Origin of the sequence: Streptomyces sp. NPDC091271, assembly GCF_044757505.1 — a bacterium.
Lineage (GTDB): Bacteria > Actinomycetota > Actinomycetes > Streptomycetales > Streptomycetaceae > Streptomyces.
This window is the reverse complement of sequence record NZ_JBIVVD010000004.1, coordinates 700,068-714,351: the sequence shown is the minus strand read 5'-3', so window position 1 is coordinate 714,351 and position 14,284 is coordinate 700,068. Positions and strand designations below refer to the sequence as shown.

Below are 14,284 nucleotides of genomic sequence, written 5' to 3'. Positions count from 1 at the left end.
GTGACACACGTGCCTGTTGAAGCTTTCCCGGGGTGATCATAGACTTCACCGCCGTCGGCTCCGGTTCGCGTCCGCGACTGTGACCCAGCTCCACGGATGTGCGCGTTCAACGCTGCGCTCCTCACGGCGGGCCCGGGGGCCGCTGCTCGGCCTGCACCACTGCGACACCCCGTACCCACCAAGCCGGGAGAAGCATGTGAGAGCACGTCGTACGGCCGGATGGGCCGCCTCAGCACTCGTCACCGCCCTCGCGCTGACCGGCGTCGTCGCCGGCCCCGCAGCCGCCTCCGGGCCCGCGGCGGCGCAGGAGCGGACGGGGCCGGTCGCCACCGCGGCCGACCCCGTCACACATCAGGAGAACGACCGTGTCCCCGAGGGCTCCCTCTGGACGCAGCACTACTTCCCGTCCTCGGACCGCTCCGGCACGGAACTGCATGCCGACGTGCTGCTGCCCGAAGGGCTGCCAAAGAAGGCGAAGGTGCCCGTCATCCTGTCGGTCGGCCCGTACTTCGGGCACTCCGGGCAGTCGGGCGCCGAGGGCTGGACCCGTACCGGCCCCTCCGACCGGTTCCAGGACTTCATCGAGGGCACCGACCTGTTCGACCAGGGTTACGCCTTCGTCATGGTCGACCTGCGCGGCTTCGGCGGCTCCACCGGCTGCCTCGACTGGGGTGGCCCCGGCGAGCAGGCCGACGTGAGGGCGGCGATCGACTGGGCCGCGAAACAGCCCTGGTCCACGGGTGCGGTGGGCTTGTACGGCAAGTCGTACGACGCCGTGACCGGTCTGATCGGCAACAACCTGGACCAGCGCGCGCTCAAGGCCGTCGTCGCCCAGGAGCCGGTCTGGGACATGTACCAGTACATCTACTCGAACGGTGTACCCCGCCCGAACGTCACCGGCACCGCCAACGCCTACAACTCCATCGCCACGCTGGCCCAGCTGCCGGACGACGACCCCCGCTATCTGGCCAACTCCCGCTACGAGCAATCGCATCCGGAGTGCCTGACGCAGAACGCGGCCGGCTACCGGATAGCCGACCAGGACGACGCGTTCTGGACCGCACGGGACCTGGCCAAGGCGGCCAAGGGCACCGACACCCCGCTCTTCGTGACCCAGGGTTTCATCGAGAACAACACCAAGCCCGAGGAGATGCAGGAGTACCTGGACAACCACAAGGGCCCCGAGCGCGGCTGGGTGGGCCAGTGGGAGCACGTACGCGGCGGGGACCGCACCAGCGACGGGCGCCTGTCCATGGGGCGTGAGGGCTGGTACGACGAGACGCTCTCCTTCTACGACCAGTACCTCAAGGGCACCAGGCCGGAGGTCCGCTACCCGGTCTACTCGGTCGAGGACTCCACCGGCACGTGGCGGGCCCAGAGGACCTGGCCGGCCGTGGAGCGTTCCGTCACCCTCCCCCTGGGCAGCGGATCGTACGTGGACGACGGCGGCCTCTCCTCCCTCGCCGCCCTGGCGACGTCCGGGCTGCCGGCCCTCCAGAAGCGCGTGAAGCCGTCCGGTGACTGGGACATGGAGAACGCGCCCACCACCGACCCGGCCGCGCCGAGGGGTCTGGCCGAGGGACAAGCCCTGCTCCAGAAGGCGGGGAAGGTCACATCGAGCTTCTTCGTATGGTCCAAGGCGCTCAAGAAGTCCGTGCGGATCACGGGGACCCCGCAGATCTCCCTGAGCGCCGAGGGAGAGGGCAATGTCATGCTCAAGCTGTACGACGTCGCCCCGGACGGCACCGCCGTCATGTTCGACGAACAGGTCTCGCTGCTGTCCACGGGCAGGATCACCGTCGACCTCAAGGCGACCGACTGGACGCTGACGGCCGGTCACGTCCTCGCGGTGGAAGTGGGCTCCATCCGGACCGGCTCGTGGCGCGACACCCCGTCCGGCGGGACGATCGACGTCAAGGACGCCCGGCTCCGACTGGCCCTGGACGACCCGTCCGACGACGTCCCCACCGGAGGTGCCCGCTCGCCGTACCTGGACACCTACCTGAGCCAGTACACGGTGGACCTGCCGGCCGGGCCCGCCACGTTCACGGTGGTCCCCGGCGGCCGCCTCTGACCCTCGGGCCGTCGTTCTCCTGCCGGTGGGTGTCCCCGGTTGTACCGTCGACGCATCGACCGGCAGGAGGCGGCGGCACGACATGCGGGTGACGATGACGAGCGGGGCGGCACGACCCGGCCACGTGAACGAGGACTTCACCGGTGCCGTGCCGACGGCGGCGGTACTGGTCGACGGCGCCGGCATCCCCGGCACCGAGTCGATCTGCCGGCACGGCGTGGCCTGGTACGCCACGCGTCTGGGAGGCAGCATTCTCGGCCTCTTGTCCCTCGCCGGAGAGCCCGGTCTCCCGGGGCTGCTGGCCGCGGCCATCGAACAGGTGACGGACGATCACCGGGACACCTGCGATGTGGCCGACCCCGTCAGCCCGTCGGCGGCCGTCGCCTTGCTGCGCGTCTCCGAGGGCATCGCCGAGTATCTGGTCCTGGGTGACGCGGTCCTCGTGCTCGACACGGCGGAGGGGGCACCGCTCGTCGTCTCCGATCCCCGGGAGGTGGTCATCAGCCGGTCGTACCGGTCCGCGCTCGAGGCCACCGCCGAGGACAGCGGCGCGTACCACCGGATTCTCCGGGACCTGCGCGCCAACCGGAACCGGCCGGGTGGCTTCTGGGTGGCCAAGGACGACCCGCGGGCGGCCGACGAGGCGGTCACCGGAAGTTGTCCGGTCTCCGGGCTGTCCGGTGCCGCCCTGCTCAGCAACGGCGCCGGCCGCCTCGTGGACCTGTTCCGGCTGGCCGACTGGCCGGAGGTCATGGCCGTCCTGGCGTCGAACGGTCCCGCCGAGATCATCCGCCGGGTCCGGCAGGCGGAGGCGCGCCACGCGGTGGCGGCGGACGATGCGACCGTCGCGCACTGCACCGACCTTGTCCCAGGCCCCGTTTCCGACCTCGGTGAGGCCTGACGCCGGCCGGGTGGGAGCGCCCACCGCGGCCTGCCAACGCACTCTCCCTCGGCCACCCTTCGGCGTCCGCCAGTCTCACCTGCTGAAACGCCGGCCGGTCAGGACTTGAGCCGGCCGGTGCGGTTCCCCCACAATGCCTGACATGACCGCTGCTGCCGACTTCCTCGTGGCGCGCCTGCACGTCGACCTGTGTCGCCAGTCCAGCGCGACCTGTCGCCGCTGACGCCGGCCTGGCCCTCGGGACCTCAGCTCCCCCGGCCCTGAGCTTCTCGCGCATTCGCATCCCCGCGGCACCACCACCGCGCCGCGGCCCTTCTCTCCCCGTGTCCCCGCGTGCCTCGACGCGTACCTGACCGTACGCCGCCGGGCAGCCGCGGCATGCCCTGCCGGCGTGCCGGCACGCAGTCCTCCGCACCCCTCGGGAGCTCCCGCATGTCTGCTCTTACCTTCCACTGGTTCCTGCCCACGACCGGTGACAGCCGCCACGTCGTCGGCGGCGGCCACGGCTCGACGCCCGGCAGCGCCGGCGGAGACCGGCCGGCCTCCATCGAGTACCTCGGCCAGATCGCCCGCACCGCGGAACAGCTCGGCTTCGTCGGGGCACTCACCCCCACGGGGGCGTGGTGCGAGGACGCCTGGCTGACCACGGCCATGCTCACCCAGGTCACCGAGCGGCTGAAATTCCTGGTCGCCTTCCGCCCCGGCCAGATAAGCCCGACGCTGTCGGCGCAGATGGCGGCGACCTACCAGCGGCAGTCCCACGGCAGGCTGCTGCTCAACGTCGTCACGGGAGGCGAGTCCGCCGAGCAGCGCGCGTACGGTGACTTCCTCGACAAGGACCAGCGGTACGCCCGTACCGGGGAGTTCCTGGACATCGTGCGGCGGCTCTGGGCCGGTGAGACGGTCGACCATCACGGCGAGCATCTGCGGGTCGAGGCAGCCGAGTTGACCAGGCTGCCCGATCCGGTGCCGCAGATCTACTTCGGCGGCTCGTCGCCCGCGGCCGGTGAGGTGGCGGCGCGGTACACCGATGTGTATCTGACCTGGGGCGAACCGCCGCAGCAGGTGAAGCAGAAGATCGACTGGGTGCGCTCGCTGGCTGCCGCCCAGGGACGCTCCGTACGGTTCGGCATCCGCCTGCACACCATCAGCCGGGACACATCGGCTCAGGCGTGGGCCGAGGCGGAGCGGCTCCTCGCCGCCATGGACCCGGAGCGTGTCAAGGCGGTGCAGCGCGGCCTCGCGACCAGCGAGTCCGAAGGACAGCGGCGGATGCGCGCGCTGCACAACAGCGGGGACACCGGCGACCTCGAGATCTACCCGAATCTGTGGGCGGGCGTCGGCCTGGTCCGCGGCGGTGCGGGCACGGCGCTGGTCGGCAGTCATACGGAGGTCGCGAACCTCATCGAGGAGTACCACCGGCTCGGCATCGACGAGTTCGTCCTGTCCGGCGTGCCCCACCTGGAGGAGGCGTACTGGTTCGGCGAGGGCGTTCTGCCGCTGCTGGAGAAGCGCGGTCTGTGGCAGCACCCGGCCGGTCCGCGCATCGTCGAGGCGGGCACCGTCCCGTTCGCCGGCCGGTGAGCGCCACGCCCGTGCCCCCGAGGGCACGGCAGAGCGCTTCGGAGCCGGGACAGGATGCCACGTCTCCCCGGCGGCTGAGGACCGTGGTGCTCGCCAGCCTGCTCGGCACCACGGTGGAGTGGTACGACTTCTTCCTCTACAGCACGGCTGCCGGGCTGGTCTTCAACAAGCTGTTCTTCCCCACGGCCGACGGCACGGTCGGCACGATGCTTTCGTTCGCGACGTTCGCGGTGGGTTTCGTCGCCCGTCCCGTGGGCGGCCTGCTCTTCGGGCACCTCGGTGACCGGATCGGCCGCAAACACACCCTCGCCTTCACCATGGGCCTCATGGGGGTCTCCACCGCGCTGATCGGTCTGCTGCCCACGTACCAGCAGGTCGGTGTCCTCGCCCCCGCTCTGCTTCTGGTCCTGCGCGTCGCTCAGGGCGTGGCGCTGGGCGGGGAGTGGGCCGGGGCGGTGCTGCTGGCCGTGGAGTACGGGCCGGCGGGGCGGAAGGGCCGGTTCGGCAGCTATCCGCAGATCGGGCTCGCCATCGGGCTGGCGCTGGGCACCGGGGTGTTCGCGCTGCTGAGCAATGTGCTCAGCGAGTCGGCGTTCCTCGACTACGGATGGCGGATCGCCTTCCTCATCAGCCTGGTGCTCGTCGTGGTCGGACTGACCGTGCGTCTGAAGATCGACGAGACGCCCGCCTTCCGTGCCGCCCGTCGCCTCCAGGAACTGCCCCGCGCGGCGCCGCTGGTGGAGCTGTGGCGTGAGCCGGCCGCGCGCCGTCACGTCCTGCTGGGCATGCTCGCGCGGTGGGGCGAGGGGGCCGCCTTCAACACCTGGGCGGTGTTCGCCATCACCTACGCGACGGGGACGCTCGAGCTGGCGCGCACCCCGGTGCTGCTCGCGGTCACGGCTGCCGCGCTCGTCATGGCCGCGCTGATTCCGGTGTCGGGAAGCGCCGTCGACCGCTACGGGGCCCACCGGGTCTACCTCGTGGGCATGGCCGCGTTCACCGTCTCCGTCTTCCCGGCGTTCTGGCTCTTCGGTACCGGCGGGACCTGGGCGTTCGCAGCGGCGCTCGTCGTGACTCTGGGCATCGTGCACGGCTCGTTCTACGGCGCCCAGGGCACCCTGTTCGCGGCCCTGTTCGCCACGCCGGTCCGGTACACGGGCATGTCGTTCGTCTACCAGATGTCCGGCATCTTCGCGTCCGGCATCACCCCTCTGATCATGACCGCGCTCCTGGCTCTCGGCGCGGGCAGCCCGTGGTGGGCCTGCGGCTACCTGGCGCTGACCGGCCTGGTGAGCGTGTGGGCGACCAGCCGGCTCCGGGACGGGGACCAGCACGTGCCGACCGGACGGACCGCCTCGGCTCCGGCCTCACCGGCGGCCCTGCCCTCCCTGGTGGGGGCGGGCTCGGGGAGCGCCGAGGGCGCCCGGACCTGAGTACCTCACCCGCATGAGGCTCCGCCCGAGGGGATGCGCGAACCTGTCCACGATGTCCGTGACGGAGGCCGAAAGCAGGTGCGGATCGCCCCCGGACGCCGAGGGCAGGGTGGGTCTCGACTTCAACCGTGCCGCGAACCCTCCCTGCGCTGGAGACCTGCCCGCTGGAGCGCGGCGGACAGACAGCCCAGACCGTACGGCGCCCTCCGAAGCATGGAGACGGCTCCCCGGCTCGTCCCGCCCGTCGGGACGAGCCGGGAGGCTTCATGACGGGTCGCCACCGGATGACACGTCCGGCTCCTGCCGCTCCTCGCCGAGCTGCTCGCGCAGATAGTTCCAGGCCACCGCGATCAGTGCGGCGGCCGGTACGGCGAGCAGGCTGCCCACGATGCCGGCGAGGCTGCCCCCCAACGTCACCGCGAGCAGGATCACAGCGGCGTGCAGACCGAGCCCGCGGCTCTGGATCATGGGCTGGAACACGTTGCCCTCGAGCTGCTGCACCACGACGATGATCGCCAGCACGATCAGCGCGTCGGTCAGCCCGTTCGACACCAGGGCGATGAGAACGGCGACGAAACCGGCGAACAGGGCTCCCACGATCGGCACGAACGCGGACACGAAGGTCAGCACCGCCAGCGGGAGCACGAGGGGCACCCCCACGATCCACAGGCCGAGGCCGATGAGGACCGCGTCGAGCAGGCCGACATAGGCCTGGGAACGCACGAATCCACCCAGGGTCTCCCAACCACGGGAAGCCACGGCAGGAACATCGGTGGCGAGCCGACCGGGCAGCTGACGCTCCAGCCACGGCAGGAACCGGGGGCCGTCCTTGAGCATGAAGAACATCAGGAAGAGTGCCAGGACGGCGGTGACCACCCCGTTGACCACGGTGCTCACCCCCGTGACGACTGTGGTGACCATGCTGCCGAGGCTGTCCTGGATGCGGGCGGTCGCGGAGTCGAACGCACCGGTGATCTGGTCGTCACCGATGTTCAGCGGCGGACCGGAGGCCCACTCGCGCAGTTTCTGGATGCCTTCGACCACGCCGTCGGCCAGCTGCCCGGACTGGGAGGACACCGGTACCGCGATCAACGCCACGACCCCCGCGGCGACCAGGAGGAACAGCACCGTCACAACCGAAGCCGCGAGGGCCGGGGGCCACCCGCGCCGGCGTAGGAGTCGCGCTACGGGCCACGTCAGGGTGGTGAGCAGCAGGCCGACTATGAGCGGCCAGACAACCGACCACATCCGCCCCAACACCCACACCGCCACTGCGGTCATGGCAAGGACGATCAGCAACTCGCCTGAGACGCGGGCCGAAACGCGGAGGGCGGCGCGGGTCTTGGTGGAGCTCAACGTGACAGACATGGGGGTCAGCCTATGGGCCGCCGGCCCCGCTCCGGACCGCCCCCACCCCTCCCCGTGCCGCACGAGGCGTCGACCGACCCGCCGCCCGGGGTATCCGGTGGCTGCGGCGTCCCCAACGCGCCCGCCTGTGTGAGGCATTGACACGCCCGACCGCCCGTACTTAACGTGGCGCCCCGTCATTACATCGATGTAAAAGCGCGTGTGGTCCCCATCCCCCAACGGGCTCGGCCCGGAAGGACGCCTCATGCCCTCACGATCGCCCCAACACCCCACAAGACACATCGGCGCCCTCGTCACCGCCTTCCTCGGGCTGGTCCTGGGTCTGCTTCCCGCTGTCACCGCCCCGGCCGCGGCAGCACCGGCGCCGGAACCGGTGGCCGCCGCGGCGGCCGGCACGTTCCGCAACCCGCTCAACACGGGACCCGACCCGTTCATGACCCACTGGAGCGGGAACTACTACCTCACCACCACCCAGGGCGACAGCATCAAGATGTGGCGCTCGCCCTCTCTCGGCAATCTCGCCGCCGCCGACCCCGTCACCGTGTGGACCGACTCCGACCCCTCACGTAACCGCAACATCTGGGCTCCGGAGTTCTACCGCTTCGGCGACCGCTGGTACCTCTACTACACGGCGGACGACGGCGTCGACGACCACCACCGCCTGTACGTCCTGGAGTCGGAACGCGACGACCCCACCGGCCCCTACCACTTCAAGGCGAAGCTCGCCCCGCCCAACCACGCCGACGAGTTCGCGATCGACGCCGGCATCCTCCAGATGAACGGCCGTCTCTACCTCGCCTACAGCGGCATCAACCAGTACCAGCACAACGGCCTGAACATCGCCCCGATGTCCAACCCGTACACCGTCTCCGGGAACGCCGTCGCCTTCGACGCGGCAGGCGGCTGCCCAGAAGTACGCGAGGGACCGGAGTTCCTCTACCGCAACGGCCGTGTATGGATGACGTACTCCGCCTGCGACACCGGAAAGCCCGATTACCAGATCCGGATGATGTCACTGCCGGCGGGCGCCGACCCGCTGGTCCCGGGCGCCTGGTATCAGCATCCCGACGCGGTGTTCTCACGGGCCGACGACCGGGGCGTGTTCGGTCCCGGCCACCACGCCTTCTTCCGTTCCCCGGACGGCACGGAGGACTGGATCGTCTATCACGCCAAGACCACGTCCGTGTCCACGTACACCAACCGCACCACCCGGGCACAGAAGTTCACCTGGCGGGCCGACGGCACCCCTGACTTCGGCCGGCCTCTCGCCCTCGGCGCCACCCAGGACCTGCCCTCCGGCGATCCCGGTTCCGGTAATTACTGGATCAACGACGACGGCCGGTCCAGCGGGGCGGGCAGCGTGACCTACAGCGGCGCCTGGAACTCAGGCACAGGCTGTGCGACCCAGTGCTTCTGGAGCGACGACCACTGGAGCGACAGCGCGGGCGCCACGGCGACGTTCTCCTTCACCGGCACACGCATCGCCCTGCTGTCCGTGAAGGACACGGGCAACGGTTACGCGGCCATCAGCATCGACGGCGGGCCGGAGCAGACCGTGGACTTCCACGGAGCCATCCGCATCGGAGAGGCCGTGCAGTACAGGAGTCCACGACTCGGGCACGGCAACCACACCCTCCGGATCCGGGTGACCGGGCAGCACAACGCCCAGTCCCAGGGGTCCTTCGTGAGTGTCGACCGTGCCGAGGTCTACGTCAACTGAATCCGCACACGCCGGCCGTCGGTGACACCCCTCGCCGACGGCCGGTGGATTCCTACCGCTCCGGGACGCGGTAGCGCAGGTGGGTCACGGACCCCACGGCGGGTCTTCCCTGCTGGACCAGCCGGGCCCGCTCCCCGGCGAACAGGGGCGTGCCTCCTCCCAGCAGCAGGGGGACCAGGTGGATGCGTACCTCGTCGAGCAGCCCCGCCATGAGCAGCTGGCGGGCGACGTCGGCACCCAGCACCAGGACGTCCTTGTCTCCCGCGGCCTCCTCGGCACGACGGGCCGCGTCCCGCAGCCCGTCGAAGGCGAACGTTCCGCCGTTGTCGCCGAGGAGGTCTCCCCTGGTGCGGTGGGTGACCACGAAGCCGGGGACGCCGGGCCACGGCGTGCCGCCCCACGGGCCCAGCCCGAGGTCGAAGGTGCGCCGCCCGATGACGGCGGCCCCCACCGACGCGTCCACCTCCTGACGGACAGCGGTGTCGACCGCGCCGTCCGGCCCCTCCCCGGCCATCCACTCGTGCAGCTGTTCGCCGCCGTCTCCCATGGGTTCCTCCTTCCGGACGTTCGGTCCGGCCGTGAACCCGTCCAGGGACATCGACACATCCAGCACCACCTCGGCCATCGCGAGCCTCCTCCGCGCCATCGGCACCGCCGTCCGGCGCCGGTGCTGCTCCTGCGGTCGACTCTGGCCGTGCCGCCGGGAGACGGCAACACGCACCTCCCCGAGCGAGCGCCGCTGAGCGCGCGGAGTTCCGGGGGCCGACTCCGTCGACCGCGAGCCGGAGAAGGCGGTCGGCCTGTTCGGCGGCGCCGGGGTGCTGTTCGGTGGCCAGCCGGAGGCCGGGGCTGATGGGTGGCGAACCTCCCATCAGCTCACGGTTCAGGTCGTGGGACGGGTGACCACGTTGAGGTTGAACGTACGGGCCTCCAGGCCGCCCGCGATGCCCATGAAGAGGAGCGCGAAGTGCTCCTGTCCCGTGCGGTGGTAATTCCGCCGATGTCCAGCTGGGACGACGGGGGCCGGCCGAGGTCGGTGAGCAGTCGGCCGGCGGTTCGTTTGGCTTCGGCGTCGTCACCGGAGAAGGCGACGGTGCTCGGGCCGTCGAGACCGTCCGGGGCGGTCATCACGGTGGAGTCCATGGTGCACAGCGTCTTGACGACGGGGGTCAGGGGCAAGGCCTTCTGGATCTGTTCACCCAGGCTGCTGTTGGGGTGCGAGAGATCGGTGAAGTCGTCGGAGAGGCCGACGCCGACATCGATCATGAGGGTGCCGGCGAGCGCCGTACCCCGATGGAGTGCAGCAGTTCCACGGAGACGGTCCGAGTCGTGGCGTTGACCAGTATCTCCGCGTGGGCCGCTGTCTCGCGGAGGCCTGCCACGGGGAGACCGAGGTCCGTCCGTTCCTCGGGGTGGCGTGAACCGAGTAGAAGTCGTGTCCTGCGGCACTCCAGCCGTGGGCGAGCGGAGCGTACTCCTACCCCGGGGCGTGTCGGCCGCCCCGTATCCTGAGCGGTGTGCTGCCGAATGCGGGTATCGAGGGCGAGTCACCGAGCAGGCGTGTCCCGGCCTCCACGACCGAGCCGGAGCCGGACACAGTCGCCGGCCGGCGCTGAGCGGGCCATGACCGACACGGGTGGAGGCGGCCCGCGACCGCGCGGCTCGTGGTGGCGGGAGGGAGCGATCACGGCGACGGCATTCGCGCTCTGCCTGCTCGGCTGCGTGGTGCAGGTCGACGGCACACTGTCGCCGCCTTCTGCCGCAGCCTGCCTCATCGCCGTCGTGTCCTGTGCGGTTCTGACGGCACGTCACCGATCACCCGTGGCCACCATGACGGCCACGACCCTGTGTGGCCTGCTGGTGCCGGCCTCGGGTCTCCTGCTGAACCCGCTCGTCGTGGCCCCCGCCGTGATCACCGCCTACTCCTACGCGCTCACGGCACGCACCGAACGGCGCGCGGCGGGCGTGGTGTCACTCGCCTCCGCGGCGCTGCTGGTCGCCTCCACCCCCGCGTTCGGGGACCTCTCATGGCAGGACGCGAGCAGGATGGGCGCGGTGGCGGCGTTCCCGCTGGTGGCCGGCGTACTCGGTCACTCGGTGCAGACCCGACGGGCGTACCTGGCGGCGGTGGAGGAGCGGGCCCGGCGGGCCGAGAAGAGCCGGGACAGCGAGGCGCGCCGGAGAGTGGCCGAGGAACGGGTGCGCATCGCCCGGGAACTGCACGACCTCGTGGCCCATCAGATCACCCTGGCCAACGCGCAGGCGACGGTTGCCGCCCATCTCTTCGCCACCCGCCCGGAGCAGACCCGCACGAGCCTGAACGAGCTCGTCGAGACCACCGGTCACGCACTCGACGAGCTGCGGGCCACGGTCGGTCTGCTGCGTCAGTCCGGGGACGCGGCCGCGTCCACCGAACCGGCTCCCGGGCTGTCCCGGCTTCCCACGCTCCTCGAGTCCTTCCGCCGCGCGGGCCTGGAGGTGTCGGTGCACCAGGAGGGCACGGCCAGACCGCTGCCGCCGGGGGTGGACCTCACCGCCTACCGCATCATCCAGGAGGCCCTGACCAACGTGACCAAGCACGCAGGCACCGGTAGCGCCCGTGTACGCCTCGGCTGGAACCGTGATCGCGTGACCATCACCGTCGCCGACGACGGAGGGGGTGGCCGCCGTACGGCACCGACCTCATCCAGGGGACCTGGGGTGTCCACGGTGCCGGACCGCCCGCCCGGTTACGGACTGATAGGGATGCGTGAACGTGCCACCGCGATCGGGGGACAGCTCTCCGCGGGCACACGCCCGGAGGGTGGCTTCCTCGTCTCCACCCAGCTGCCCCTCCCGCCCGCCGGAGACACGGCTGGGAGGCGCGACGGAGCGACAGCCGCCAAGGGCCGGATGGCCGGCGGACCGGCAGGCGACGGACGGACGGGCAACGGAGAGGCCGGGGGTGCGCCGTGACGCTCCGCGTACTGCTCGCCGACGATCAGGCCCTGCTGCGCGATGCCTTCCGGATACTCCTCGACACGGCTGACGACATCACCGTGGTCGGCGAGGCCGCCGACGGCAGAGAGGCGGTGCGGCTCACCCGTGAACTGCGCCCCGACGTGGTGATCATGGACATCCGTATGCCGGATACGGACGGACTCACCGCCACGGCGGAGATCTGCGCGGACCCGGAGCTGCGCGCCAGCCGCATCCTGATCCTCACCACCTACGAGACCGACGAGTACGTCGCTCAGGCGCTGCGCGCGGGGGCCGGCGGTTTCATCGGCAAGGGCATCGGGGCCGAGGCCCTGCTGGAAGCCGTGCGTACGATCGCCGACGGCGACACCCTCCTGTCCCCCGCCGCGACGCGCTCCCTGGTCGCCCGCTTCCTGGCCGCACCGGACGACACTCCGCAGCACCACCCCGAGCGGCTCGCCGTGCTCACCCCACGCGAACGCGAGATGGTGGCTCTGGTCGCGACCGGCCTGTCCAACCAGGAGATCGCCGATCGAATGTTCCTCAGCCCCTTCACCGTCCGCGCCCATGTGCAGCGCGCCATGACGAAGCTGGAGGCCCGCGACCGGGCACAACTCGTCGTCATCGCCTACCGGACGGGCCTGGCCCACGCCGCCCCCGACGGCGGTACCGACCGCCTGTCGTAGTCCGCGCCCTCACCTCACCTTCGCTGCCCGCGCCGCCGTACCCGTCACCGGAGCCGGTGTCGCCCTTTCGCCCCGTGCCCTCCCATCGGTCACGAAAGACGTCGGCAGGGACGACCTTCCGCGGCTGAAGCCGGGCCTGGTCGGACGTCGCCGCACCAGGACATGATTGTGGGGTGTCGAGATGCGTGTGGAGCCGGCCACCGTCAGCCCGTACCCCTACCTGCTGTGATGCGCACGAGGTGACTCTGCTGACTCTGCTGCCGTTCAGGTGGATCGCCCCCCGATATGGTGCGGATCGTCGAGCGCGCGGACGCCGCTTCGGTCGTGACCGGAGCGGGAAGGCCGCAGCGCTCAGGGGGCGGGGCTCTCGGCGGCGGCCAGCATGTTCTCGATGAGGTCTGCGGCGCGCATGGTGCCGCCCTCGGCCCGTGCGGCAGCCTGCAGCTGCGCGGAACGGACGACTCGTTCCGGGTCCCCGACCAGGTCGTTCAGCGCCGTGCGAAGGGTCTCGGCGGTGGCATCAGCTGTGTCCACACGGCGGGCGACGCCGAGTTCCACGAGCCGGTCCGCGTTCATGAACTGCTCGGCTCCCTGCGGCACGGCGATCATGGGAACACCTGCCAGGAGCCCTTCGCCGCAGCCGCCCATGCCGGCGTGGGTGACGAAGGCGTCCGCCTGTTCCAGGATCGCCCGCTGCGGGACCCAGGAGTGCACCTCGACATCGGGCGGGATGTCCCCCAGCTCCTCGGGGTCGGTGTGCCTGCCGATCTGGAGCACGACGTGCCAGCCGGGCAGATCGCCGAACGCGGCGAGGCACCGGCGGTAGAACTCCGGCTGACGCGTGTACGCGGAGCCGAGCGAGATCAGCAGCACGCGGCCGGCGGCCGGCGGGCGCGTCCAGCCGTCCCTGTCCGCAGGGGCGTCGAAGCAGGGGCCGACGAAGGTCACGGTCCCGGTGTCGACCCGGTCGGCGTGAGGCTGCATCGCTCGCGGGATCAGGGCGATGGCTCGTGCGGGCGGGCCGGAGAAGGCGTCCACGTCCGTGGTGGTCGCTCCGCAGTCGGCGAGCCACCGCGCAAACCTCTCCCGGTACGCGTCGGCGCCCGGCAACTTCCGTAGATGAACCGCGACTTCCTCCTCGTAACCGTCCCAGCCGACGAACGTCGGGGACAGCTGCAGGAGGGGACGGCCCTGCGCCTCGGCGAGGGCGCGCGCGGCGTGGGCGCCGATGTCGTAGAGGTACAGGTCTGCCGGGTCGTCGTCGTAGGCGGCGCGCAGTTGCGGGAGCGCCTGGACGGCGTCGTCGAGGAAGAGGCTCGCCGCGGCGATGGGGTCGTCGGGCCAGTTGTTGTCGGCGACCGGCAGAACGGAGGTGCAGGGCATCAGTTCGGCGCCCGCGGGCCGGATCCGGTCGGCCACGACCGGATCATTGGCGTAGGTGACCCGGTGGCCGCGGGCCACCAGTTCGCGGATGACCGCGAGGCCGGGCAGGACGTGGCTGACGATGGGCACGCCGACCATCGCGATATGGGCACGGGGGCGAGGCATGGTCGATCACTC

At 71.0% G+C, this 14,284-nt stretch carries 11 protein-coding genes and 1 pseudogene; 8 read left to right on the top strand and 4 right to left on the bottom strand.

All coding sequences use genetic code 11. The features are described from left to right. Positions 1 to 196: 196 nt before the first annotated feature. The 5 genes from ACIQM3_RS19710 (at position 197) to ACIQM3_RS19690 (ending at position 5,992) form a co-directional block, all read left to right on the top strand. Positions 197 to 2,074 carry a CocE/NonD family hydrolase gene (locus tag ACIQM3_RS19710; RefSeq protein ID WP_401625813.1) on the top strand — a complete coding sequence of 626 codons (1,878 nt, stop codon included), beginning with the start codon at positions 197 to 199 and terminating at the stop codon, positions 2,072 to 2,074. Between the two features lie 82 nt (positions 2,075 to 2,156). Continuing rightward, positions 2,157 to 2,975, top strand: coding sequence for an integrase (locus ACIQM3_RS19705; RefSeq protein ID WP_401625811.1), 819 nt, complete (start codon positions 2,157 to 2,159; stop codon positions 2,973 to 2,975). Positions 2,976 to 3,108: 133 nt separating this feature from the next. Next, positions 3,109 to 3,198 (top strand): putative leader peptide, encoded by a 90-nt coding sequence (locus ACIQM3_RS19700; protein ID WP_375147069.1) that lies wholly within the window; start codon positions 3,109 to 3,111, stop codon positions 3,196 to 3,198. A gap of 209 nt (positions 3,199 to 3,407) precedes the next feature. After that, on the top strand, positions 3,408 to 4,559 hold the full coding sequence (locus ACIQM3_RS19695) for an LLM class flavin-dependent oxidoreductase (protein ID WP_401625808.1): 1,152 nt from the start codon (positions 3,408 to 3,410) through the stop codon (positions 4,557 to 4,559). A gap of 83 nt (positions 4,560 to 4,642) precedes the next feature. Continuing rightward, complete coding sequence (locus tag ACIQM3_RS19690) at positions 4,643 to 5,992, top strand: MFS transporter (protein ID WP_401625806.1); 1,350 nt, start codon at positions 4,643 to 4,645, stop codon at positions 5,990 to 5,992. Positions 5,993 to 6,256: 264 nt separating this feature from the next. Here the strand turns inward: ACIQM3_RS19690 and ACIQM3_RS19685 are convergent, their stop codons facing one another. Continuing rightward, entirely contained in the window at positions 6,257 to 7,360 is a 1,104-nt protein-coding gene (locus tag ACIQM3_RS19685; RefSeq protein ID WP_401625804.1) for an AI-2E family transporter, read from the bottom strand. 244 nt (positions 7,361 to 7,604) lie between these two features. Here ACIQM3_RS19685 and ACIQM3_RS19680 point away from each other — a divergent pair, with 244 nt between their 5' ends. Then, the gene (locus tag ACIQM3_RS19680) at positions 7,605 to 9,080 is read left to right on the top strand and encodes a family 43 glycosylhydrolase (protein ID WP_401625801.1); all 1,476 of its coding nucleotides are present in this window, start codon (positions 7,605 to 7,607) and stop codon (positions 9,078 to 9,080) included. A gap of 52 nt (positions 9,081 to 9,132) precedes the next feature. Here the strand turns inward: ACIQM3_RS19680 and ACIQM3_RS19675 are convergent, their stop codons facing one another. Continuing rightward, positions 9,133 to 9,705: a dihydrofolate reductase family protein gene (locus tag ACIQM3_RS19675; protein WP_401625799.1), complete on the bottom strand. Its 573-nt coding sequence runs from the start codon at positions 9,703 to 9,705 to the stop codon at positions 9,133 to 9,135. Positions 9,706 to 9,963: 258 nt separating this feature from the next. Beyond that, positions 9,964 to 10,545, bottom strand: a pseudogene (locus ACIQM3_RS19670) (NADPH-dependent F420 reductase); the annotation flags it as partial. A gap of 158 nt (positions 10,546 to 10,703) precedes the next feature. On the opposite strand from ACIQM3_RS19670, the gene ACIQM3_RS19665 reads away from it, so the two are divergent. Further along, positions 10,704 to 12,035, top strand: a complete 1,332-nt coding sequence (locus ACIQM3_RS19665) for a sensor histidine kinase (RefSeq protein ID WP_401625796.1) — start codon at positions 10,704 to 10,706, stop codon at positions 12,033 to 12,035. Then, complete coding sequence (locus ACIQM3_RS19660; protein ID WP_401625793.1) at positions 12,032 to 12,724, top strand: response regulator; 693 nt, start codon at positions 12,032 to 12,034, stop codon at positions 12,722 to 12,724. Before ACIQM3_RS19665 ends, ACIQM3_RS19660 begins: the two co-directional genes overlap by 4 nt. Positions 12,725 to 13,075: 351 nt before the next feature. On the opposite strand, the gene ACIQM3_RS19655 is transcribed toward ACIQM3_RS19660, so the two are convergent. After that, on the bottom strand, positions 13,076 to 14,272 hold the full coding sequence (locus ACIQM3_RS19655) for a macrolide family glycosyltransferase (protein WP_401625790.1): 1,197 nt from the start codon (positions 14,270 to 14,272) through the stop codon (positions 13,076 to 13,078). Positions 14,273 to 14,284: the final 12 nt, after the last annotated feature.